Raw genomic sequence first — 23,521 nt, forward strand, 5'->3', positions numbered from 1 at the left:
TTTGTTGATGAGCGTTAATCTTCAATTGTTGAGAGATCGCCAGTTGGCAAATTCAACTCCCAAGCCTTCAATACCCTGCGCATAATTTTACCGCTGCGCGTCTTCGGCAGCTTATCCTTAAATTCGATCTCGCGAGGAGCGGCATGCGCCGACAAGCCGACCTTTACGAATTGAGCAATTTCCTGCTTCAGCTCGTCGGATGGCGTGAAACCTTCGCGAAGCGCAATAAACGCCTTAATAATCTCGCCGCGCATCGGATCGGGCTTGCCGATAACGCCCGCTTCGGCGACAGCCGGATGCTCGACCAGCTTGCTCTCCACTTCGAACGGCCCTACGCGCTCGCCTGCCGTGTTGATTACATCATCGATTCGGCCTTGGAACCAGAAATAGCCGTCCTCATCCATATAAGCGGAATCGCCAGACACGTACCATCCTTCCAAACGGAAGTACTCCTCGTACTTGGCCGGATTGTTCCAGATTTTACGCATCATCGACGGCCACGGCGTGCGTACGGCCAGATTGCCCATCCGGTACGGCGGCAATTCATTGCCCTGATCGTCTATAATTGCCGCTTGGACGCCCGGAATTGGCTTGCCCATCGAACCCGGCTTGATCGTCATCGAAGGGTAATTGCAAATGAGCTGGCCGCCCGTTTCTGTCATCCACCACGTATCGTGAATGCGCTGGTTGTAAATTTTAAGCCCCCACCGGACAACTTCCGGATTAAGCGGCTCCCCAACGCTAAGCACATGGCGGAGACTGGACAGATCGAAGTTCGCTACGGTGTCGTCTCCGGCTCCCATGAGCATACGGAAAGCGGTAGGCGCGCTGTACCAGACGGTGACGCCATACTTTTGAATCGTACCGTACCAGTCGCTTGGGCTGAACCGGCCCCCGCGAATGACATTAGTGGCTCCGTTCAGCCATGGAGCGAAAATACCGTACGAGGTGCCGGTGACCCATCCCGGGTCGGCGGTGCACCAATAAATGTCGTCTTCCTTCAAATCAAGCACAATTTTGCCGGTATAATAATGTTGGATCATTGCATTCTGAACGTGAAAAACGCCTTTCGGCTTGCCGGTCGAGCCGGATGTGTAATGAAGAATTAGACCGTCTTCCCTGCCGAGCCATTCAATCTCGGCTTCTTCCGACGCCTCGCTCATCGCGGCGAGGAAATCGACAACTTCCCCATCCGTTTGGACGTCGTCACCGAATACAAAAATATGTTTGAGAGCCGGAAGCTCGTCGCGTTTAATGCGCGAAAGCAGCGCGGGCGTTGTTACGATCGCAGTCGCTTCACTGTCTTGCAGACGATCTTTGACGGCCGTCTCCATAAACGCTTCGAACAGCGGACCTACGACCGCTCCGATTTTAAGCGCGCCTAGTATGCTGAAATATAACTCGGGTGTGCGCGGCATAAATATAAAAATGCGCTCCCCTTTTCCGATACCGCGGTCTCTTAAAACGTTCGCAAAACGGTTCGATTGCTTGCTAAGCTGTTCGTATGTGTATGATTCGTCACGGGTACTATCGCTATAATACAGCGCGACCTTGGAGCCTTTGCCGTTGTCCACGTGACGGTCGATGGCTTCGTACGCCATATTGACTTTACCGGTTTCGTACCAGCTGAACTGGCGCTCGATGTCTTCCCAGTTAAAGGAGGCGGCCGCCTCTTCATAATTTGCGAGGTTTGAATTTAATGCCACTGCCGAAATACGCTCTTGATGCAAGTTGGTCATTCCTATCACTCTCCCATCGAATCTGGTAAACCGACCATAAAGAATCCGCTTACATAGCAACCAACGCTTGCAGGCAAACAAGCAAAGTTGATCATCGGCGCAATCCAAATGGTCACACAACCGCCACAACCATTATAACATATCCTTTTTCCGTTCGACTATGCTTTTCAATTCCTGCTATATTTGTTATAAACTTAATATATGGACAGGACAGGCACCGCCACGCAGAAAGGGGAGCATGCCTTGGAGCACCGGAAAAAGTTTCAACAGCAGCGTATCGCCATTCAAGACGACCGCGAGCTGATTATTGAAGGTCCGATCGATCCAAACATACTGAGGTCGTATGAGATGCATTCCGATTTGGATGCGTTTCGCAGGCCGAGAGACCAGCACGAAGCGTTGGTCGAAATCGCCGGGTTACCGGAAGGACGGCTTATTTCGGCTCGCGAGGGCAATCTCATTATCGGTTATGTCACCTTCCATTATCCCGATGAAATGGAACGATGGTCGGAAGGTAATATGGCCGATCTCATCGAATTGGGAGCGATCGAGGTGGCCGACGACTATCGGGGCTACGGTCTTGGGAAAAAGATGATTCAGCTCGCTTTTGCAGACGAACAGCTGGAGAATATGATCGTATTCACGACGGAATATTATTGGCACTGGGATCTAGAAGGAACAAAACTTAATGTTTGGGACTACCGCAGAATGATGGAGAAGCTGATGAAATCGGTAGAGATGGAGTGGTTCGCAACGGATGATCCGGAAATTTGTTCACATCCGGCTAACTGCTTAATGGTTAAGATCGGCAAAGAAGTGCCGCTGCAGTCCGTCGAGCAATTTGATCGCGTCCGATTCCGACGACGGTTCATGTACTAATCTGATCGGGTTGAACCGAAAGATATTTTGAACTTCAATTGGATTAATTCGAAGCGCTTCAATAGCTTGTTACGCTGCTGAGGAGGGATATGAAGTAACATGTCGTCAAATGCTGTATTCATTCATCATCCGGATTCGGCCAGGTATAAATTTGGGGAAGAGCATCCGTTCGACCCTCTTCGCCTGACGCTGACCGTCGATCTGCTTCGCGAAATGGGAGCGCTTACGACTGAGCAGTGGATCGCTCCTGCCCAAACGGCAAGCAATGAACTGCTGTCGCTCGTTCACCGCGCCGATTATTTGGAAGCGGTCCTCCGTCTTAGCGAGGAGCAACCCGCGCAAGACGCGGTCCGAACGGCCGGCAAATATGGGCTCGATACCGAGGATACTCCCTTTTTCTCAGGCATGCACATAGCCGCCTCCGCTATCGTCGCCGGTTCCGTGGAAGCGGCGGAAGCCGTCATGAGCGGCCGAGCGCTCCACGCCTATCATATGGCCGGAGGCTTGCACCATGCATTCCCAGAGCGAGGCGCCGGGTTTTGCGTCTACAACGACGCAGCTGTAGCGATTCGCCATATCAGACAAACCTATGGCGCTCGCGTCTTGTACATCGATACGGACGTGCATCATGGCGACGGCGTACAGTGGGTTTTCTACGGAGATGCCGACGTTTGTACATACTCCATACATGAGACAGGCAAATTTCTGTTTCCAGGCACCGGATTCGTCCAAGAGAAAGGCGCCGACAGCGGCTTTGGAGCCTGCTTTAACGTGCCGATGGAGCCTTATACGGAAGACGATTCCTGGCTGAGCAGCTTTGCCGGTTCTATTGAAAAAGTAGCAGCAGCCTTTAAGCCCGACATCATTATAAGCCAGCACGGCTGCGACGCGCATGCCTTCGATCCGCTTTCGCATATCCACTGCAGCATGCGCACCTATAGCGAAATGCCTCGGATCATTCATAAACTGGCTCACGACTATGCGGGCGGGCGCTGGGTAGCTGTTGGCGGAGGCGGCTATGACATCTGGCGCGTCGTGCCCAGAGCCTGGTCGCTCGTATGGCTGACGATGATCGATCATCCGTTAGCGGAATCATTGGCTGCGAATGCCGGCTCCTCGGAGCGCTTGCCGCAGAGTTGGCTCGATAAATGGCAAGCAGCCAGTCCCGATATGCTCCCGCAGTTTTGGCTCGACGACCCAACCGACATCCCTTCTATTCCTCGGCGTGCGGAAATCGAAAGCAAGAACGAAAAAACGCGTCAAATCGCCGTTCAAGACTTGGAATAACCGATATTCATTTCCTCCTTCTATAACGAAAAGAGCCGTCCTTGCCGGACGGCTCTTTTCGTTATTTCTATTCATATACTACTCAAGCATGACGCAAGCAACTGCTACAGATGCGCCAGCATATCGTCAATAATCAAATAGGAATTATTAGCGGCTGTAACCGTAAACTCCGGGAAATTGACATGCGCCGAACCGTCAGCTTTATCCGACATGGAACGAATGATAACAAATGGAATGCCATTCATGTCGCATACTTGGGCAACCGAAGCGCCTTCCATTTCCGCGCATGCGCCGTTCATCGTCTCATACAGCGATTGCACCGTCTCCCGGCTGGCGATAAATTGATCGCCCGACAGCACTACGCCGATGACGCTGCGGTCTTCAAACAAGCGGCTGCTCGCTTCCGAAGCTAGCTTCACCAGCCGATCGTCCGCAAAAAACTCAGACCTGGGGTGGAACGGAATGACGCCCTTCTCGAAGCCGAGCGGCGAGCAATCCATGTCATGCTGTACGCAGCTGGACGAAACGACGATATCGCCGATATTTAGCTGCGGATCAACAGCGCCAGCGACGCCGGTAAACAAGACGCAATCAACGCCTTGATCAAGCAGCAGCTGCGTGCAAACCGCCGCATTAACTTTCCCTACGCCCGATTTGCAATAAATGATGTCTTTCCCGTGAAGCTGGCCCTCGTAATACGTAATGCCCGCTTTAACGGACTGCCCTGATACTTGCACATGACGATGAAGAAGCTCGATCTCCTCGGCCATCGCCCCGATAATGCCAATCTTGCCGAAACTCATAAAGCTTACAAACCTCCAACCGAATTGCGCACAATAATTTCATGCGGCAGCGTTACTTTCGAATGATCGACGCTTTCCTTCTTCATCAGCTTCGTCAGAAGACGCATCGATACCGCACCGATATCATACATCGGCTGAGCGACGGTTGTCAGCTGCGGTCGAACCATCGAAGCCATACGGCTATTGTCCACGCTGATCACCGAGAAGTCTTCCGGCACTTTCAAGCCCGAATCCTGAATCGCATGAATCGCGCCAATCGCCATTTCGTCCGTCGCGGAGAAAACCGCAGTCGGACGCTCGTCCAGCTCGATGAAGTATTTCATTGCGTCCGCGCCCGATTCGTAGCGATAGTTGCCGATACGAACAAGCGACTCGTCGTAGGCGATGCCTGCTTCGGACAAGGCGCGCTTGTACCCTTGGAAACGGGAGTAACCGTTTGCCGGGTCCTGCAGCGTGCCGCTGATCATAGCGATGCGCGTATGGCCCTGGTCGAGCAGCTTGCGTACAGCGTCGTAGGCTGCATGCTCGTGATCGATGTCAACCGACGGAATTTCGCCGTTCTCATCAGTTGTCGCGCAAAGGACGATCGGCACATTCGCCGTCTTGAAAGCTTGCAAGTGCTCGTCCGTTACGGCGCCGCCCATGAATAGCAAGCCATCAACCTGCTTCTCCAACAACGTATTGATAACGCGAATTTCTTTGTCTTTGCGTTTATCTGCGTTGCACAAAATAATATTATAATGATACATATTCGCAATATCTTCGATGCCCCGCGCAACTTCCGCGTAAATCGAATTCGATATGTCCGGAATAACAACGCCTACCGTCGTCGTCTTCTTGCTGGCCAAGCCTCTCGCAACCGCATTCGGACGATATCCCAGCCGTTCAATAGCTTCATACACCTTTTTGCGCGTTGCCGGTTTCACGTTCGGATTGTTGTTAACGACCCGGGAAACCGTAGCCATCGATACTCCTGCTTCTCTTGCTACATCATAAATGGTTACCGTCACGGTGCTTCTCTCCATTATCTCAAATTTTTACTTTACGATTGGAAGATGCAGCCAGTATGTACCGTATCTTCCATCTTTTTTTGCTGTACGTTCACGGCATATTAAGGTAATCATACGACAAAATACGGCTTTTCGCAATGTTCGCACCCGTTCTGCTGGTTCTACGGCAAGTAAAGTAACAATGGGGAGCACGCCAATTCGAATTGCTTATGTAAGCATCGGCTTCCGGCTAATTTGCGCCAGACGTTTCGTTATGTCCGCGATCCAATCTCGATCGCCTAACCGCTGGGCTAACAGCAGCAGGTCGAGCAGCGAATTGACGCGTTCTTCTATAAGCCTTTCAACCGAAGCTTCGTCGGGCTGCTTTTTATTGGCGGATGCTTCTACTAGCAAATCTGCCCATTCGTTGCATTCGTTAAACAAAAAAGTTTGTTTTCCGGGCTCTGCGCCCAGTTGTGCGATAAGTCCCGTTAGATCGGGCTTCACCTCTTTAAGCACCTCACTCCGGTTGCAAGCCGGACAAGAGTAGATCGGAACATTATCAATTTCGACTTTGCCCGAGTAAATGACGGTTCGCAGTTTCATCTTCATGATGTGACCGCAATGACACCGTTTCTGCACGTTGGCCAACTCCTTCACGCCGGCGGTTGTCCGCCGAATCATCACGTTCCCACAAACATAATGAGATGCGTAAGTTATTCGACCTATTTCGCAAAAAATCCTGCTAATTCGTCCTATGCAATTTTTACTATACGGCAATCTTTCTCCAGCGCCGTTTCAGAGGCGGAATGGCAATGATCAACGTCCAAACCAATGCGCCGATCATATCGTTGCGGATATCCATGATGTCCGGCATCCGGCCTGGGATAAACGATTGATGATATTCGTCGGTTACGCCGTACAGACCGCACAACAGCACAATTAGCGCTTTATACGGCAATCGGTCAGCCTTCGCTCCGATGCCAAAGTCGATGGCTGCGGCAAGTACAAAATACGACACGTAGTGGCCCCAGTCGAAGCTGCTCATTGCAGGAAAAAAGCGTTGAAAGAAAGGTAGGATTTCGTCGACGTCGTCGCCCGTATTGGACGAGAGAGTAAAGATAACGACCATAATGGCAACAGCCGGAATAAAACGGGCCGCTCTGCGCAGCTTGCTCTTGCTCGGATTCGATTGCTTCATCTTTTCTCCTTCGTTACAATATTAGGATAAGGAACTGTAGCGGAAAACTTGGGGGATTATCCCGCGCCGCTATAATACAAGGAGGCATTCTCTATGAGTTTGAATGGAAAAACGATTATTTGCTTGCTGGATGACGAATTCGAAGATTTAGAGCTGTGGTATCCCGTCTACCGTGTTCGGGAAGCAGGCGCAACTGTGCTATTCGCTGGTCCTCAGAAGGGAAAGCAGCATATCGGCAAATACGGCGTGCCGGCCGTCGCCGACTTAAGCTTTGACGAGGTTGACGGGGGCGAAATTGCCGGACTGCTCGTACCGGGCGGCTGGGCGCCTGATAAGCTTCGCCGATATCCGAAGGTACTGGAGCTCGTGCGCGAGCTGGATGCAGCAGGCAAGCCGATCGGACAAATCTGCCATGCCGGCTGGGTGCTCATTTCGGCGAAAATACTGCAAGGCCGCAAAGTAACCTCCACACCAGGCATCCGCGACGACATGGAAAACGCAGGCGCGGAATGGTTCGACGAAGCGGTCGTCGTCGACGGCAACCTCATTTCGGCGAGACGTCCGCCGGATCTCCCGCCGTACGCTAAAGCCTTCGTCGATGCCTTGGAGCAACAAGCGTAAGCTTGCAACGCTTGCTTGAGGCTTCAAAGCTTTTACGTTGTTTGTTTAATGCTTGTTTAATGCTTGTTCTATGCTTGCTCTAGCTTTGTTAAATGCTTGTTTTGAGCTTGTTCTGGGCTTGTTCTGAGTTTGTTCTGAGTTTGTTCTGAGTTTGTTCTGAGCTTCTTCTGAGCTTGTTCAATTCTTGCTCTATGATTATTCAGGCTGACGAGCTTGTCTCGACAGCCTGAATTTTTTTATAGAGTAGATTCCGATAATATGGGTTCACTCGCAATGGAGATTTATTTCTGCGAATTGGACTTCTTTTGTGGACCACTCTGCCGCCACACAATAAATATCGCCCTATCCCCCGGTGCTTACCCTACCCTCGAATCAATAGCTTCAGCTTAACAGTTTGGCAGTTTGGCAGTTATTTCGAACTCCGACCAGCCGTTCACGCTTCCGCCTTAAGCAATAACTGCCTTTTTGCAGTTATTTCCTCCGTTTTTGCTCGACAAGAGACAAATAACTGCAGTTTGGCAGTTATTTCGAGCTCCAACCGGCCATTCACGCTTCCGCCTTAAGCAATAACTGCCTTTTTGCAGTTATTTCCTCCGTTTTTGCTCGACAGAGGTCAAATAACTGCCGTTTGGCACTTATTTCGAGCTCCAACCGGCCATTCACGCTTCCGCCTTAAGCAATAACTGCCTTTTTGCAGGTATTTCCTCCATTTTTGCTCGACAGAGGCCAAATAACTGCAGTTTGGCAGTTATTTCGAGCTCCAATCAGCCATTCACGCTTCCGCCTTGGTAGCGTCAAGAAGTTTGTGTAAGACGGTAGGAATATCCATGGAGACAACGGATATGAGTTACTGAACGGACTGAGGATAACGTTGCTCGAACATCTCGGCAAGCTTCTGTTTAACTTCAGGCACAGCAAATCCCGGTATGATGCGTTCCGCATACGTTTCGTTATATTCGATGCATTGCAAGTACACAATTTTCTCAGCAGCATCTATGCTCGTTAAGCTGTTCATGGGCTTGAGACGCTTGCGAAATTCTTTGTTCATGCGCTCGATCGCATTCGAAGTGTGAATTGCCTTTTTAATGGCCTCCGGGTAATTGTAGAACGTCAGCAAGGTCGACAGTTGGTTTTCCCATGACTTCATTTCTTTCGGGTAAAGCTTACCCCACTTGGCTTTTACCGTGTCAAAGGCGGCAAGCGCCATGTCATGGTCGGCCGCGTTGTAGATCGTCTTCAGGTCATTGATGACGTCGGTTTTGTGCTCGAGCCGAATCTTAGGGAAGGTGGAGCGGACCTTGTGCACGATGCAGTGTTGAACATCCGCCTTCGGATAAGTCTCCCGAAAAGCTTCATCCAGTCCAGGGAGTCCGTCGAATACGCCGAGCAACACTTCCTGAACCCCGCGGCTGTATAGATCCTTCAGGACTTCACGCCAGCCATTCGAGCTCTCTTGGCCTCCCACGTAGAATCCGAGGATCTGCCGGCGTCCTTCTTCGTCGATGCCCATGGCGAAGTAGATGACCTCACCGCTCACCTTGCTGCGCTTGAGTTTGACGTACAACCCATCTAAATAGATGACGGAATAGCGCTTCGAGAGCGGACGTTCCTGCCAGTTCGTAATGTCTTCAAGCACCGTAGCCGTGATGTTGCTGACCGTGGTCGGGGAGTAATGACTGCCAAACATGCTTTCGATGAAGCGAGCCACGTCACGGGTTCCCATGCCGCTCTTGTACATTTGAATGACAGCCTCCTCTAACCAGCCGTCACGGCGTTGATACGGTTCGAAAACTTGCGTTTGGAACTGACCGTTGCGGTCCCGTGGGACTGACAAATCCTCGATATTGCCGTATTTCGTGTGCAAGGTTCGCTTGTAGTAGCCGTTGCGGCTATTGTGCCGGTCTCCCTCGTCCGATTCCATGAAGGCTGCGATCTCAGCACGCATGATTCGTTCGAGATTGTCCTGTACGAACTCGGTAACAAGATTTTCAAATAGATTAGTGAGCATGTTTTCGGGTATATTAGTCATGAGTAGGGTCCTTTCTCTGGTGGCTTAGACACCCCCGAGGATACCCTACTTTTTTTGTGCCCGGCTAGGCCACAAATTTTGGTACACAAACTATTTTACGCTGCCTCCGCCGCCTTAAGCAATAACTGCCTTTTTGCAGTTATTTCCTCCATTTTGCTCGACAGAGGTCAAATAACTGCCGTTTGGCAGTTATTTCGAGCTCCAATCACTCCAACCAGCCGTTTGCGTGCACGAGCCGGGCATTTCAGGCAATACTGCTGCCTTCTCCTACGTATTCCAATCACCGCAACCATCAACTGCAAACGCATAAGCTAAGCAGTAACCATCCGCCGTCTAGGAAGTCGAAGCTTCACCCTTCGCAATCCGAGCCGAGAAGCTTTCCAGCCGCTCATGAATTTCTTTGCTTGTCATGCAGCCGATTAGCTCCGGCAGCAGTTCGCGGCTTTCATCCTGCCTCGTCACCAGCAGCCGCTCTTTGACTTGCAAAATGGAATGCGACGACATGCTCAATTCATCGACATCCAGGCTCAGCCAAATCGGCAGCGCGCGCAGATCGCCAGCCAGCTCCCCGCATACGCCGACTTTAATGCCGTTTCGCTTTGCGGCCTCCGCCGTCAGCTTCAGCATCCTTAAAATAGCTGGATGGAACGGTTCGTATAAATGCGATATTTCTTCGTTCATCCGATCGACCGCAAGCGTAAACTGAACGAGATCGTTCGTGCCGATACTGAAGAAATCGACTTCTTTGGCAAGCAAATCGGCGATAAGAACCGCAGCCGGCACTTCGATCATTATGCCAACCTTCATTCCCTCGTCAAACGGGAGGCCCTCCTGCCTAAGCTCGCGCTTTGCCTCCTCAAGCAGAGCGTTGGCCGCCCGCACCTCCTCCACCGAGGAGATAAGCGGATACATCAGACTGACTTGCCCGTAATGACTCGCCCTCAACACAGCGCGCAGCTGCACCTTAAACAAGTCTTTCCGATCCAAGGAGATGCGAATAGCGCGGTAGCCAAGAAACGGGTTATCCTCTTCCTGCATGCTAAAATAATCAAGCTGCTTGTCGCCGCCAATATCGAGCGTACGGATAATAAGCGGCTCGCCATCCAGCCTCTCGGCTACACTGCGGTACACTTCGAATTGCTCCTCTTCCTTCGGGAAACGATTGCGGTCCATGTATAAAAACTCTGTACGGAACAATCCGACGCCATGCGCCCCGCTCGACATCGCAATTTCCAGTTCCTTATAGGAACTGATATTGGCCGCAAGCTCGAGCCGCTTTCCATCCGGCGTTACCGATTGGTGGCCAGCAATGCTGCTTAGCTGCTCGCGTGCTCTCTGCTGCTGCGACTGCAGCTCCGTATAACGGTCGATCAGCGTTTGATCCGGCTCGAGATATAGCGAGCCGTCAGTGCCGTTGATTACAATCGTTTGACCGGTCACGATCGGTTCATCCAGCTTCGCCTCAACGCCTACGACAAGCGGGATGCCCAGCGCGCGGGCCATGATTGCGGAATGAGAAGTAGCGCTGCCGACGAGCGTCACAATGCCAAGCACGTTATGCGGATTGATATGCGCCAGCTGCGAAGGCGAAAGCTCACGGGCAACCAGAATAAAAGGCAGAGTATCAGAAGGCAGCGTTATTTCTGGAGCGCCCAGCAAATGCTTGAGCAGCCGGTTCCCGACATCCTTGATATCAAGCGCGCGTTCCTTCATATACTCGTCGTCAAGCAGGTCGAACATAGTGACGAAATGATCGATCGCTTCTTTGACGGCGACTTCGGCCGCTTTATATTGACGTTGGATAATGCCTTGAACTTCGTTCATGAACACCGGATCATCCAATATAGCCAAATGAGCGTCGAAAATTTGCGTTTCACTCGCGCCGACCACTTCGCGGAGCTCATCCTTCATTTGCTCGATCTCATGCTTCGACGTGCGAATTCCCTCGTAAACCCTCTCGAATTCACGGGCGAAGTCGGCGACGTCGACCCGCTGCTCGGGAAACTCCCATTCCCAGCTTGGCAGCACGAACGATTTGCCGATCGCAATGCCCGAAGACGCTCCTATTCCTTGAATCATGGCCCTTCCCCTCCACTATTTCTCTCTTTTAGCACAACGGACATGACCGACGCCTGGCCCCTCTTCACCGCTTTATACGGCGCAAATCGCCAGGAACGAACCATATCCGGATTCGTAATAAGCATCGGCGTTGCCAGCGATTTGCCTTCTTTTCGTATACGCTGCAAATCGAAGCGAATCAGCATCGCGCCCGGAAGCACGTCATCGCCTTCCTTCACCATCGCATGAAAGAAGCCTTTCCCCTCTAGCTGAGACGTATCGATGCCGACATGCAGCAGCACGTCCAGCCCTTCCGGCGTCCGAATGCCTAGCGCATGCATCGTCGGATAGATATGAACGATCTTGCCTTTTACCGGCGACACAAGCTCGCCCTTATCCGGGATAAAAGCAACCCCTTGTCCAACAATCTTTCCGGCAAAAATCGGATCTGGCACTTCCTCGAGCGGAATCATCCGCCCCTGCATCGGCGAGCTGAACAACACCTGCTCCTGGTCACGCTGAATTGTCTTGATCATCTCGGCGCGAATGAGCTCCGAATAAGTACCAAATACGACCTGCACGTTGCCGCCGCCGAGCCGAATAACCCCCGCCGCCCCCAAATTGCGCAAGGCATTCGTATCAAGAAGCTTCTCATTGCTAACCTTCAACCGCAGCCGTGTTATACAGGACTCCATTTGCACAATATTGTCCTTGCCGCCAATCGCCTGCAAAATTAAAGGCGCACGGTAAGGAATATCGCCCGCCCACTCGTCGAGCTGCGAGCCTTCTTCCCTGCCCGGCGTTGGAATACGGAAACGGTTGATCGCCCAACGGAATAAGACGTAGTAAACGATGCCGACTACGATTCCGATCGGAATAAGCAGCCAGCCTCTCGTCGCCAAATGCTCGTTAATGATAAAGTCGATCGCGCCTCCCGAGAACGAGAAGCCGTGCCGAATGCCGAGCTCGTAGGTGATCCACATTACGATACCAGACAAAAAGGCATGGAAGACGAACAAATAAGGCGCGACGAACAGAAATGCAAACTCCACCGGCTCCGTTACGCCCGTCAGAAACGAAGCAAGCGCGGCGTACAGGAACGTTTTCCGGATCTTCGGCTTCAAATCCTCGCGGGCTTCATGGATGATTGCAAATGCGATCGCCGGAAGCGCGAACATCATCGTCGGATACATCCCGCTCATGAAATAGCCTGCGGTCGGGTCTCCGGCGAAAAAGCGCGGCAAATCGCCGTACACCATCGAGCCATCCGCTGTCTCATAGCCGCCGATCTGGAACCAGAACACATGGCTGACCAAATGATGCAGGCCAAATACGACTAGAATGCGATGAACAAATCCGTAGAGAAAAACGCCGAAGCCGCCTCCCGACGCCACGACGTCGCCCAGTTCGACAAGCATTTTCTCAATAAACGGCGCGATGCCGATCATGGCGATAGATAAAAGCACCGATAGCGAGCTGACAAACAGCGGCACAAACCGCGGACCACCAAAAAACTGAATATATTCGGGGAGCCGCAAATTTTTAAACCGCTCATAGCTGAAACCGGATACAATCCCAATCAGCGATCCGATAAAAACGGTCGGCTCAATGCGTGCGTCCGCCATGCCGGTAATCGCCGTATATATGACCAGCCCGACCATCGCGGCCATGCCTGCGGCAAGCGCGTTGCCGGTCAGACCAAGCGAAATGCCGAGCGCAAATATGTAAGGCAAGTAGTCAAAAATTGCTTGGCTGGCCGCTTCCAAATAACCCGACATCGCCGGCAATCCAATATAATCCCAAGGAAGCTGGCTGAGAAACAAAAATATAGCCGCTCCCGGAAGCACAATCATCGGCAGCATGAACGCTCTTCCGAGCTGCTGCAGGCTTCCTAAAAAATTCAATGCTGCACCCCCTGACAACCCAATATCTATATTGATGGTAAGGGTTCCCCGCCGTTTTGTCAAAAAGGAAAGACGGGCGCTGTCGCCCGTCCTTTCGTTTTACCGATTCGATTTGCCCGCAGGCAGGAGAATGGAATCCTCCACTTTAATACAGCGGTCCATAATGACATGAAGTCCGCCTGCTGCTGCAGTCGCAGCCGCTTCGTCGTTCGCGATGCCAAGCTGCAGCCACAGCGTCTTGGCGCCGATGGCGACCGCTTCCTCCGCAACCGGAGGCGTATGCTCCGGACGGCGGAATACGTTGACGATGTCGACCTTAAACGGAATGTCGGCCAGCGTCTTATAGCTCTTTTCACCCAATATTTCATCGGCATTCGGATTGACCGGCACGATTTTATAGCCTTTCGCCTGCATCGCTTCCGATACCATGTACGATGTCCGGTCGGGCTTGTCGGACAAGCCGACGACGGCAATAACGTCGCTTTGCTCCAAAATGATTTTAATGTCGTCGCGGGACGGGTTTACAAATGTCATCTTGCTTCTCCTCCTTCGCCGCTTCCACTAGCCGGCTTCGTTTATTCTACCCATTCTACGTTCGCGCCGAGCGCTTTGAGATGGTCGAAATAAATCGGGTACGACTTGGCAACGTGATGCGCGTCGCGAATGCGGATTGGCTGCTTAGCGCGCAAGCCAACAACCGTCAGCGCCATAATGACGCGGTGATCGTAATGGGCATTAATCTCGACGCCGCCTTCGACGCCTTCCGGACGGCCGTGGACAATAATTTCCGCCTGCCGCTCTTCAACGTTCGCGCCTGCTTTACGCAGCTCGTTCAGGTAATCGGTAATGCGGTCGCATTCCTTGTAACGCAAGTTCTCGACATTATAGAAACGGGAAGTGCCTTCTGCGAACACCGCCGCAGCCACCATCGCGAGCACGGCGTCTGTTGCTTGGTCGCCGTCGAACTCGACTGCCTTCAGCTTGCCGTTGCCTTTAACATGTACAATACCGCCCTCATGCGTAAGCGGCGTCTCCATCATGCGCAGCACGTCGACAACTGCACGCTCGCCCTGCTTGCTTTTCTCTTCAAGCCGATTGACGATAACGTCCGATTGGGTAACAGCCGCAGCAGCCAATATAGCCGCCGATCCCGGATAGTCTCCCTGAACGATATAGGTTTTCGCAGCATAGCTCTGGTTGCCCGGTACGCGGTAATGCATTAGATCTTCGCTGGCATGGATGACGATGCCCGCTTGCTCCAGCACTTCGAGCGTTTGGCCGACAACGACCTTCGATTTCAAGTCGTGCAGCACTTCAATCTCGCTGTCCTCCGCCAGTAGCGGCGTCAGGAACAGCAGCGCACTCAAAAATTGCGAGCTGACATTGCCGGATACTTGAATCTTGCCGCCCTTAGCCTGACCGCCTTGAATGCGGATCGGCAGTTTGCCTTCGTTATGTTCGATCTTTACGCCCATTTGCTCAAGCGAATCGATCAAATCCTGATGAGGACGCTTGCCGAGCGAATCCGGGTACCGGTTAATAAACGTAACGTCCGGGCACAAGGAAGCGATAGCCATCAGAAAGCGCAATACCGCGCCCGCATTGCCGACGTCGAGCTGATTGGCCGGCTTCGGATTGCGGCCGAAACCAGTGATGACGATTTTCTCGTCGTCCTCTTCTACAACCGCTCCCAAGTCGCGGATGCAACGGCGCATGGCGTCGCTGTCTTCGCTGTGCGCAGGATAATAGATCGTGCTAGTACCTTCGGCCAAAGCAGCGACGAGCAAGTAGCGCGTCGTATAGTTTTTGGAGGAAAGCGCCTGAATATTGCCCTTCAGCTCGGGCGTAGGGGTAACGATAACGTCCATTGTGCAGCATGTCTCCTTCATATTCACCGTAAAAGGCCGCTTGCCGGTCCGGTTATTTAGTAGTTAATTCGTTCCATGATCGCGTCTGCCGCTTCGAAAGCCGACATTCCGCTCGTATCGAGCTTCAGGTGGGCGAAGTCGTAGGCGTGTTTGCGCTGCTCCATAATGCGGTGCACGTTGGCAGCCACATCTCCTTGCAGCAGCGGACGGGATGTATCCGACTTCACGCGAGTGATAATTCGCTCGGCCGACGCCGTCAAAGCGACGACATAGCTGTTCGCCAGCATCCGTTCGCGATTGCGCTCGAGCAGCACCGCCCCGCCGCCGGTAGCGATGACCGCATCATTCGGTCCGCTAAGCAGCGTATCGATGACGCTGCTTTCGATCTCCCGAAAGCCCGCTTCTCCGACGGTCTCGAACAGCTGCGGGATCTGCTTGCGCTCGCGGCGCTCGATCTCCTCGTCCGAGTCGAAGCGTTCCCAGCCGAGCCGTTCGGCGATCAGCTTGCTCACTGTCGATTTGCCGGTGCCCATAAATCCCACCAATACAATTTTGCGATGCGCTTGCCGTTCCATCTCTTCCAATGTGAAGCTCCTTTGTTTTCCGAAACTTTATCCCTCACATCATATCATTTTTTAGAAGGAATAGGGTATAAAAAAGTTGCATATGCCGTAAGCATGTTATTAATGCTAGAGCCGATATAGAGGAGGGAGAAACACATGCCAAGCGAACGCGATTGGGGCAGCCCGCATCCGACAGAGCGGCGGGTCAACCAAATTTTAAACCCGGATCATCCGCTCTGCCGCGAAGATGTCATCTGGATGCTCGGCTACATTAAAAAAAAGGCGGCTGACGAAGATCCCGCTTTCCTGAATCTGTCGCCGCCGCGCTTATTGAAAAACTATTACTACTTCGCCGAAGCCGCCATGGCGCTCATCCACCGCAGACATTGCACCGCTCATGAAGCGGACAGGCTGCGGAGCTGCCTCCTGGAAGCGTCGTACGGCTTGTTCGTGCAGGAAGAAGCCGGGACCGCCGGACAAACCGAACGGTAAGCCCCCTTCGCTCCCCCCAGCCGATTAGGATTGCAGCCAGTTGTAGTGGAACGAGCCTTCTTTGTCCACGCGTTTGAACGTATGGGCGCCGAAGTAATCGCGCTGCGCTTGCAGCAGGTTCGCTGGAAGACGCTCGGAGCGGTAGCTGTCGAAGTACGCCAGCGCGCTTGCGAATGCCGGAACCGGAACGCCGTTCGCCACCGCCGTGCCAACCACTTCGCGCCATGCGCCTTGGTAAGACTCGACGATATTTTGGAAGTAAGGGTCAAGCAGCAGGTTGCGCAGGTTCGCGTCGCGGTCATACGCATCCTTGATGTTTTGCAGGAAGCCGGCGCGAATAATGCAGCCGCCGCGGAAGATCATCGCGATGTCGCCGTAACGCAGGTTCCAGCCGTACTCGTCGGAAGCTGCGCGCATTTGCGCGAAGCCTTGCGCGTAGGAGCAAATTTTGCTCGCGAACAGCGCTTTGCGAACCGACTCGATGAAAGCCGCTTTGTCGCCTTGGAAGGCAACCTTTTCCGGTCCGTTCAGCACTTTGCTTGCCGCAACGCGTTCTTCTTTCATTGCGGAAAGGAAGCGCGTAAATACGGATTCCGTAATGATCGAAAGCGGAACGCCCAGGTCGAGCGAGCTTTGGCTTGTCCATTTGCCTGTGCCTTTTTGGCCGGCGGAGTCGAGAATAACGTCTACCATCGACTTGCCTGTTTCTTCGTCGTATTTCGAGAAAATGTCGGCAGTAATCTCGATCAGGTAGCTGTCGAGCTCGCCTTTGTTCCATTCGGAGAAAATGCTGTGCAGTTCTTCCGTACTTACGTCAAGCACGTTTTTGAGCAGATCGTACGCTTCGCAGATCAGCTGCATATCGCCGTACTCGATGCCGTTGTGCACCATTTTCACATAGTGGCCTGCGCCGTCTGGACCGATATACGTACAGCAAGCGTCTTCGCCCACTTTTGCAGAAATAGCTGTCAAAATAGGCTCGACCAGCTTGTAGGCCGACTCTTGTCCGCCCGGCATGATGGAAGGGCCTTTCAGCGCGCCTTCTTCGCCGCCGGAAACGCCGGTGCCGATGAAGCGGAACCCTTTTTCCTCAAGCGCTTTGCTGCGGCGCTGCGTATCTGGGAAGTAAGCGTTGCCGCCGTCGATAATGATGTCGCCTTGATCCAGGTAAGGAAGCAGCGAGTCGATTGTAGCATCCGTACCTGCGCCAGCTTGTACCATGATCAAAATTTTGCGAGGCACTTCGAGCGAGTTAACAAAATCTTCGACCGAATAGTATGGAACGAGGTTTTTGTCTGCCGCTTCTTTAACGAGATCATCCGTTTTCTCACGGGAACGGTTGTATACCGATACCGTGAATCCTCTGCTTTCAATATTAAGGGCCAGGTTTTTGCCCATTACCGCCAATCCAATAACGCCAATTTGCTGTTTAGACATCAGGGTTCTTCCATCCTTCTTCATTGAATTTGGTAAACCAATAGCTATATATTACTCTTTTTAGGGTGAGATGAAAACTATTTCCGAACATTTTATAATCGTTTGATCTGCGTTTTATGAAGGTTTGCCGATTGGCCGGCAAGTACGTAAGTCTGCGCTCAAGTATGTAAGCGCATACAATAAAATGAAGGCAGACACGCGAAAGGACGGCCTATACGTGTCGCATAGACCGTTCTCCTTTTACTCGCAAGTGAGGCAGACTGGCCGGCAAGACGTTACAATTCAAGCTGCAGCATTTCCGAACGAAGCGCCGACAGCTTCTCCTTGGACGCCAAAGCGGCTTCCTCGTTCTGCTGCTCCATCGCTTCGAACAGGACAGACAGCTCGTAATCGAGCTCATAACGGAGCACCGCCGCCCGCTCCTCTGCCCGCTTCGATTGAAAAGCTTTAATCATTTCCTCTATTGTGACAAATGGCTTCTTCTGATAAATAATCCGATGTTCCATACCGGACACCTCCACAAGTCGAATAATCTCGCCGAACATAATGCTCTCGATGACAATTTGACGATCCTTGATCCGCTTGACGACCGCGTGGCCCCGCGTATCGTTGATCAGCTTCTCAAGCAGCTCCGACAGCTTTTCATCCTTAATGGTGTAATCCCCGACGATTTTGTAGCGGTTCTTCATCCGCTGAAATCTAAGCTTGACTAGCTTGCGGCCGGTACGTATCGATACAAGAAACTGCCCCTCCGTTTCGCTCCAGTACAAGGAGTACCCTTCCTGAATGAGATCGCGGATGAGGTTTTGGATTTGCCGGCGTTCAAATCGCAGCTCCAAATTGCAGTATTCGACTTCGTAGCTCTTATTCACGGCAATCCCTCCTTAAAGCAGTTGACGAAATGTTCTGACAATTTGTTCTTATCCCTATCTTATACTCCATCTTATGTTCTGGCAACTTGGATTATTGACTAATTTTAAGCCCAAACGGGCTCAAATGAAAAAAAAGGGACCAAGCCCTAAAATCTCAAGAGCTTGATCCCCGTACATATATCTCGGTTACCTTCCGTAAAGACCGCGAACGGCGGCAAGCGCCTCCTCAACTGTCGCAACGGCGGCTACACCGGTCGCACCACGGCGTTTCCATTCGACTTTGCCTTCAGCCGCCAGCTTGCCGACAACGATCCGAATCGGAATGCCGATCAAGTCGGCATCCTTGAACTTGACGCCAGGGCGTTCGTCGCGGTCGTCCAGAAGCGTCTCGAAGCCTTCCGCCTCCAGCCTTCTGCTGATCTCCTCGGCTAGAACCGATTGCGTCTCATCCTTGATTGAGACCGGTACGACGTGAACGTCATAAGGCGCTATGGCAGGCGGCCAAACGATGCCATCCCCATCGTGATGCTGCTCAAGCGCCGCCGACAGCAGCCGTGATACGCCTATGCCGTAACAGCCCATAATAAACGGCTGATTCACGCCGGACATATCGGCGAACTGGGCGCCGAGCGACTCGCTGTATTTCGTGCCCAGCTTGAATACATGTCCGATCTCGATTCCACGCCGGAAGCCGAGCTTGCCTTCTTGGCAGCGAGGACAGCCGTCGCCCTCCATCGCCTCGCGAAGATCGCCTTGGTAGTCGATGCGGAAGTCGATTCCCGGCCGTATGCCAGTTAGATGGAAGTCTCGCTCGTTGGCCCCGACAACGCCTTCCTTCATGAGCGCCACCGCTTCATCGACTACAATCGGCACATCCAGCCCGACAGGTCCGGCGAAGCCAGCCTGCGCGCCTGTTACGCGCGCAACGGTCTCATCGTCGGCCAGCTCAACCTCGGCCGCCGCCAGCGTATGACGCAATTTGATTTCGTTGACCTCATGATCGCCGCGCACCAGTACAGCTACCGGTTTGCCGTCCGCTTTGTAAATCATTGTCTTGATGAAATCGGATGCCGGAATGCCGAGCGCATCAGACAGTTCGGCGATTTTTCTTAAATCCGGCGTATGGAGACGGCTTGGCCCCGCCCCGGCGGCTTCATCTGGATGCACGCCGCTGGAACCTGCCGATCGCGCATACTCCGCCTTTTCCAGATTGGCCGCATAACCGCAGCTATCGCATACGGCAATCGTATCCTCTCCGATATCGGCCAGCGCCATAAACTCATGCGTGCCTCCTTCTCCGCCAATCGAACCGGCATCGGCCTCAACCGCTCTGAACGTCAATCCCACCCGTTCAAAAATATGGTGATACGCATCGTACATCGCCCGGTAGCTGCGATCAAGGCTTTCCAAGTCGGCATCAAAGGAATAGGCGTCCTTCATCAAAAACTCTCTGCCTCGCAGCAGTCCGTATCTCGGCCGCCGCTCGTCTCTGAATTTGGTTTGGATTTGATAAAAAATGGCCGGCAGCTGCCGATACGAGGAAATTTCGTCACGGATTAGGCTTGTAATGACCTCTTCATGGGTCGGACCGAGCGCGAATTCTCTTTCATGCCGATCCTGCAAACGGATCAGCTCCGGTCCATATACGCCGTATCGGCCCGATTCTTTCCACAGCTCCGCAGGCTGCATCGCTGGCATAAGCACCTCCTGAGCGCCAGCCCTGTCCATCTCCTCTCGTATAATCGTCTCCAGCTTACGCAATACCTTCCTTCCAAGCGGCAAATACGTATAAATGCCTGCCGCCAATTGTCTGATCAGCCCGGCGCGAAGCATGAGGCGATGACTGGCAGCCTCCGCTTCGGCTGGCGCTTCGCGCAGCGTCGGCAGCAGCAATTTGCTTTGTCTCATCTTGCATTCCTCCTTTATATCGTTGAACAACAAAAAGAGCGCACTCGTCAGGGACGAATGCGCTCGCGGTACCACCCTAATTATCGCCTGCCGCAGGACGGCCAGGCTCTTCATTATCATAACGGAACTGTCCGTTCCGGCGACAAACCGGACATGCGCTCTCCGGTTTCGCAGCTCGCAAGGCAGGGAAACCTTCAACCGCACATGAAAGCTTTCCAGCCTAGAGCTTTCTCTCTGTGACGGACGCGGGTGAACGTCATAACCTTGGTCATAGCTTTTGTTTATTTAAGCTCAAAACCGAAATCAGTGCTTGACTTCAAGCGAGAGGTAGCGCTATGGGGCAGAGGGTTCTTCCGATCGCCATTAAAGCCTGATTCCTTTATTAGAAAAAGGTTTGCGGTAGGAATCTGGCTTTAAAAGCGACCACTGTCGTTTCTCCAGAATCCCTCTGCCCCTCCGCTTACTCACCTTTTCCGTCAAGTACTGATTAAAAGTTTGAGCCGTTATTTTATTGTAATTTACTGCTTGAAGGCGGAATTGTCAATGCTGTCCGCTACGCTTAGGCCGTACGGTTCGGCCGCAGTACTGCCGCTCCGAAAGCGAGCAAGACGGCTGCAAACAGCAGCAAAATACCGAGCTGAGGAGCTATGTCGATAATCGAGCCGCCGCCGCTGAGACGGTCGGCCGCTTGAATTGCCCATTTTTGCGGCGTGAAGTTGGCCAGCTTTTGCATAAAATCAGGCATAATCGACAGCGGCCAGAAGCAGCCGCCCAGCATGCTCGTCGGCACGATGATCAAGGTGTTCATCTGGCTCAGCTGGCTGCTGTTGCGGACGAGTCCGCCGACCATCGTCGCCAAACCGACAGCGGCAAGCAGGAAGCATTCCATAACAAGCATGAGCGGCCAGAACGGGACACCTTTCAGCAGGCCAGACATCTGATGCATAACCGTAAACATGATGGAGATCTGCAGCGTGCCCACGATGACGCTCCCCAGGAAATTGCCCGCTGCAATATGAAGCGATTTGACCGGTGCTGCGTAAACGCGCGCCATCGTCCGTTGATCGCGATCCTCCAGCATAATGCCGACCGTCTGGCCGACCAGCATCAGAACAAACATCAGCATAATGCCGATCATCTCCGGATTGGAGAGCATCGTGCCCAGGTGCATAGGTTCCTCCTTCAGCTGAGCCGAGTGTCCGTTCAATCTGTTCAGCAGCTCCTTCAGCTGCTGCGGATCGGTTGCTCCGTCGTCATGACGAAGCAGTGCAGCGGCTTGATCCAGTTTTTTCGTTTCGTTAAGCAGAGCCGTCTCCAGCGCTGCATTCCAGATTTGCACGTTCATGCGATACATCCTTACTTGAGGACGTTCGCCAGCGAGCAGCTTTTCTGTGAAATTGGCAGGGATAAACAGAGCGCCATCGTATTTCCCGTCCACAACCGCCGACTTGATACCCTCTTCGCTCTCCTCTGCTGCCGGAACAAATCGATAGGCTTCATTCTGCGCCAACGAATCGACCATATACGCCCCCAAGTAGCCTGTGTCCTTATTGCCGACCACTACGTTCGGAACACCACTGCCCGAACCGACGAACAGCGAGGATAATAGCGAAAGCACCGCAACCGGCAAAAGGACGTTCAGCAGCAGTCCGCGTCTTGAGCCTAAAGTCCGGCGAACAAGAAGCCATGCAATCGGTAAAATGCTACGCATCGTATTTCACCACCCTTGGCATACAAACGGCCGCAATAATGAGCAGGACGGCTGCAATGGCGCCTAGTATGCCGATATTCATTCCAATTTGATCCGTATTTCCGTTCATCAGCATGCGAAGCGAATCGTTGGCCCAATAATTGATCGTATATTTGCCAGCGTCGCCAACCAGCTTGTCGATATCGGGAATCATCCCCCCGCTCAGAAACGTCATGACAAAGGCAGCCAGCACGAACAAACTTTGCAGAGTCTTGGCGTTTCGGGCAAATGAGGCGAGGATCATCGCCATTCCGGAACCGGCCGCAGCTGTCAGGAAGCACACAATCGCCATATAGCCAAAATGGCTGCCCCAGTGAACGCCGTATACAACGGAGGTAAAGCCAATGATGACGGCCGCTTGCAGCATGCCGAGCAGCAATCCGCCTGTTACGATGCCGAGGACAACGGCTCTGAGCGACGTCGGCAGTGAATAGACGCGGGCCAGCGTCCCTTCCCGCTTCTGATTAATTAAAGAAAGCGCAGCAGCCATGCTGCTGTACAACAGGAACATGTTCAAATAAGCGACCGCGAAATATTGAACGGCAGAAAACGATTGAAAAGGATCGCTGTCACCTGTCCCTAAGTTGCCGGCAATCGCAAGGGGCTGACCATCTTCCGATGGTCTGGCGGCTCGCAGACCGGCCTCTTCCGGGCCGAGGACGGCCGCGGCTGCAGAGTGTACATTAAACTCGTTTAAATACCCTTCCGCGATCGTTTTTGCAGCTATGTTTTTATTCGCATATCTTCCCGGATAAGCGAGCCAGTTTGTTTCCTGCCCCGTTTGCGCGCGGGCGGTGAAATCGGCTGGCACGACTACGCCGTAATCGACGGCCCCTTCCTGTACCGAATCAATAACCTCTCGCTCTGAGACCGTCTCAACTATCGTCACATAGCGCTTTATGTCCGGGCTGTTCCAGTATTCGCTGGCCGCCGTGCCCAATTCGCCCTGATCCGCTACATACAGCGCAACCTTTACCGGCTTCGCATCCGTATCGAACGCGCCACCGAGCAGCACAATCAAGACAAGAGGCAAAACAAGCAGAACGACCAGCACCCATCTCATGCGACTGTACTTCACCAGCTCGGCACAGGCTGTGATCCACCAGGTTCTCATAGTCGTT

General features: G+C 52.8%; 20 protein-coding genes. 4 read left to right on the top strand and 16 right to left on the bottom strand.

Translation table 11 applies throughout. The features are described 5' to 3' along the window. Nucleotides 1-14: 14 nt before the first annotated feature. Nucleotides 15-1,739, bottom strand: a complete 1,725-nt coding sequence (acsA, locus tag ACFVTB_RS24530) for an acetate--CoA ligase (protein WP_387755331.1) — start codon at nt 1,737-1,739, stop codon at nt 15-17. 243 nt (nt 1,740-1,982) lie between these two features. On the opposite strand from acsA, the gene ACFVTB_RS24535 reads away from it, so the two are divergent. Next, nucleotides 1,983-2,618 carry a GNAT family N-acetyltransferase gene (locus tag ACFVTB_RS24535; RefSeq protein WP_387755334.1) on the top strand — a complete coding sequence of 212 codons (636 nt, stop codon included), beginning with the start codon at nt 1,983-1,985 and terminating at the stop codon, nt 2,616-2,618. Between the two features lie 99 nt (nt 2,619-2,717). After that, the gene (locus ACFVTB_RS24540) at nt 2,718-3,905 is read left to right on the top strand and encodes an acetoin utilization protein AcuC (RefSeq protein ID WP_387755337.1); all 1,188 of its coding nucleotides are present in this window, start codon (nt 2,718-2,720) and stop codon (nt 3,903-3,905) included. 104 nt (nt 3,906-4,009) lie between these two features. Here ACFVTB_RS24540 and ACFVTB_RS24545 read toward each other — a convergent pair whose 3' ends face one another. The 4 genes from ACFVTB_RS24545 to ACFVTB_RS24560 all read right to left on the bottom strand — a co-directional run bounded on the left by ACFVTB_RS24545 (nt 4,010) and on the right by ACFVTB_RS24560 (nt 6,898). After that, entirely contained in the window at nt 4,010-4,708 is a 699-nt protein-coding gene (locus ACFVTB_RS24545) for a 5'-methylthioadenosine/adenosylhomocysteine nucleosidase (RefSeq protein WP_387755340.1), read from the bottom strand. 5 nt (nt 4,709-4,713) lie between these two features. Beyond that, a complete protein-coding gene (gene ccpA, locus ACFVTB_RS24550; RefSeq protein WP_387755342.1) occupies nt 4,714-5,718 on the bottom strand; it encodes a catabolite control protein A in 1,005 nt (334 codons plus the stop codon). Between the two features lie 207 nt (nt 5,719-5,925). Continuing rightward, on the bottom strand, nt 5,926-6,339 hold the full coding sequence (locus ACFVTB_RS24555) for a hypothetical protein (RefSeq protein ID WP_387755345.1): 414 nt from the start codon (nt 6,337-6,339) through the stop codon (nt 5,926-5,928). A gap of 127 nt (nt 6,340-6,466) precedes the next feature. Further along, nucleotides 6,467-6,898 carry a VanZ family protein gene (locus tag ACFVTB_RS24560; protein WP_387755347.1) on the bottom strand — a complete coding sequence of 144 codons (432 nt, stop codon included), beginning with the start codon at nt 6,896-6,898 and terminating at the stop codon, nt 6,467-6,469. Between the two features lie 93 nt (nt 6,899-6,991). Between ACFVTB_RS24560 and ACFVTB_RS24565 the strand changes: the two genes are divergently transcribed. After that, on the top strand, nt 6,992-7,519 hold the full coding sequence (locus tag ACFVTB_RS24565) for a type 1 glutamine amidotransferase domain-containing protein (RefSeq protein ID WP_387755350.1): 528 nt from the start codon (nt 6,992-6,994) through the stop codon (nt 7,517-7,519). An 847-nt stretch (nt 7,520-8,366) separates the two neighbouring features. Here the strand turns inward: ACFVTB_RS24565 and ACFVTB_RS24570 are convergent. The 6 genes from ACFVTB_RS24570 to ACFVTB_RS24595 form a co-directional block, all read right to left on the bottom strand. Then, nucleotides 8,367-9,548, bottom strand: coding sequence for an IS256 family transposase (locus ACFVTB_RS24570; protein WP_387755353.1), 1,182 nt, complete (start codon nt 9,546-9,548; stop codon nt 8,367-8,369). A 333-nt stretch (nt 9,549-9,881) separates the two neighbouring features. After that, on the bottom strand, nt 9,882-11,627 hold the full coding sequence (gene ptsP, locus ACFVTB_RS24575) for a phosphoenolpyruvate--protein phosphotransferase (RefSeq protein WP_387755356.1): 1,746 nt from the start codon (nt 11,625-11,627) through the stop codon (nt 9,882-9,884). Then, nucleotides 11,624-13,510, bottom strand: a complete 1,887-nt coding sequence (locus ACFVTB_RS24580; protein WP_387755359.1) for a glucose PTS transporter subunit IIA — start codon at nt 13,508-13,510, stop codon at nt 11,624-11,626. Before ACFVTB_RS24580 ends, ptsP begins: the two co-directional genes overlap by 4 nt. Nucleotides 13,511-13,609: 99 nt before the next feature. Beyond that, a complete protein-coding gene (locus tag ACFVTB_RS24585; protein WP_387755362.1) occupies nt 13,610-14,044 on the bottom strand; it encodes a CoA-binding protein in 435 nt (144 codons plus the stop codon). 41 nt (nt 14,045-14,085) lie between these two features. Beyond that, nucleotides 14,086-15,378, bottom strand: a complete 1,293-nt coding sequence (gene aroA / locus ACFVTB_RS24590) for a 3-phosphoshikimate 1-carboxyvinyltransferase (protein WP_387755364.1) — start codon at nt 15,376-15,378, stop codon at nt 14,086-14,088. 56 nt (nt 15,379-15,434) lie between these two features. Next, entirely contained in the window at nt 15,435-15,953 is a 519-nt protein-coding gene (locus ACFVTB_RS24595; RefSeq protein WP_387755438.1) for a shikimate kinase, read from the bottom strand. A 144-nt stretch (nt 15,954-16,097) separates the two neighbouring features. Between ACFVTB_RS24595 and ACFVTB_RS24600 the strand changes: the two genes are divergently transcribed. After that, on the top strand, nt 16,098-16,433 hold the full coding sequence (locus ACFVTB_RS24600) for a hypothetical protein (protein WP_387755366.1): 336 nt from the start codon (nt 16,098-16,100) through the stop codon (nt 16,431-16,433). 24 nt (nt 16,434-16,457) lie between these two features. On the opposite strand, the gene gndA is transcribed toward ACFVTB_RS24600, so the two are convergent. The 5 genes from gndA to ACFVTB_RS24625 form a co-directional block, all read right to left on the bottom strand. Continuing rightward, nucleotides 16,458-17,870, bottom strand: a complete 1,413-nt coding sequence (gndA, locus tag ACFVTB_RS24605; protein ID WP_387755368.1) for an NADP-dependent phosphogluconate dehydrogenase — start codon at nt 17,868-17,870, stop codon at nt 16,458-16,460. Between the two features lie 275 nt (nt 17,871-18,145). Next, a complete protein-coding gene (locus tag ACFVTB_RS24610) occupies nt 18,146-18,742 on the bottom strand; it encodes a hypothetical protein (protein ID WP_387755371.1) in 597 nt (198 codons plus the stop codon). A 186-nt stretch (nt 18,743-18,928) separates the two neighbouring features. After that, nucleotides 18,929-20,650: a proline--tRNA ligase gene (locus ACFVTB_RS24615; RefSeq protein ID WP_387755374.1), complete on the bottom strand. Its 1,722-nt coding sequence runs from the start codon at nt 20,648-20,650 to the stop codon at nt 18,929-18,931. Between the two features lie 559 nt (nt 20,651-21,209). Then, nucleotides 21,210-22,361 carry an ABC transporter permease gene (locus ACFVTB_RS24620; RefSeq protein ID WP_387755377.1) on the bottom strand — a complete coding sequence of 384 codons (1,152 nt, stop codon included), beginning with the start codon at nt 22,359-22,361 and terminating at the stop codon, nt 21,210-21,212. Next, nucleotides 22,354-23,514, bottom strand: coding sequence for an ABC transporter permease (locus ACFVTB_RS24625; RefSeq protein WP_387755380.1), 1,161 nt, complete (start codon nt 23,512-23,514; stop codon nt 22,354-22,356). The genes ACFVTB_RS24620 and ACFVTB_RS24625 overlap by 8 nt, the downstream gene beginning before the upstream one ends. Nucleotides 23,515-23,521 lie beyond the last annotated feature (7 nt).

The sequence above is a fragment of the Paenibacillus sp. NPDC058071 genome (assembly GCF_042885235.1).
GTDB lineage: Bacteria > Bacillota > Bacilli > Paenibacillales > Paenibacillaceae > Pristimantibacillus.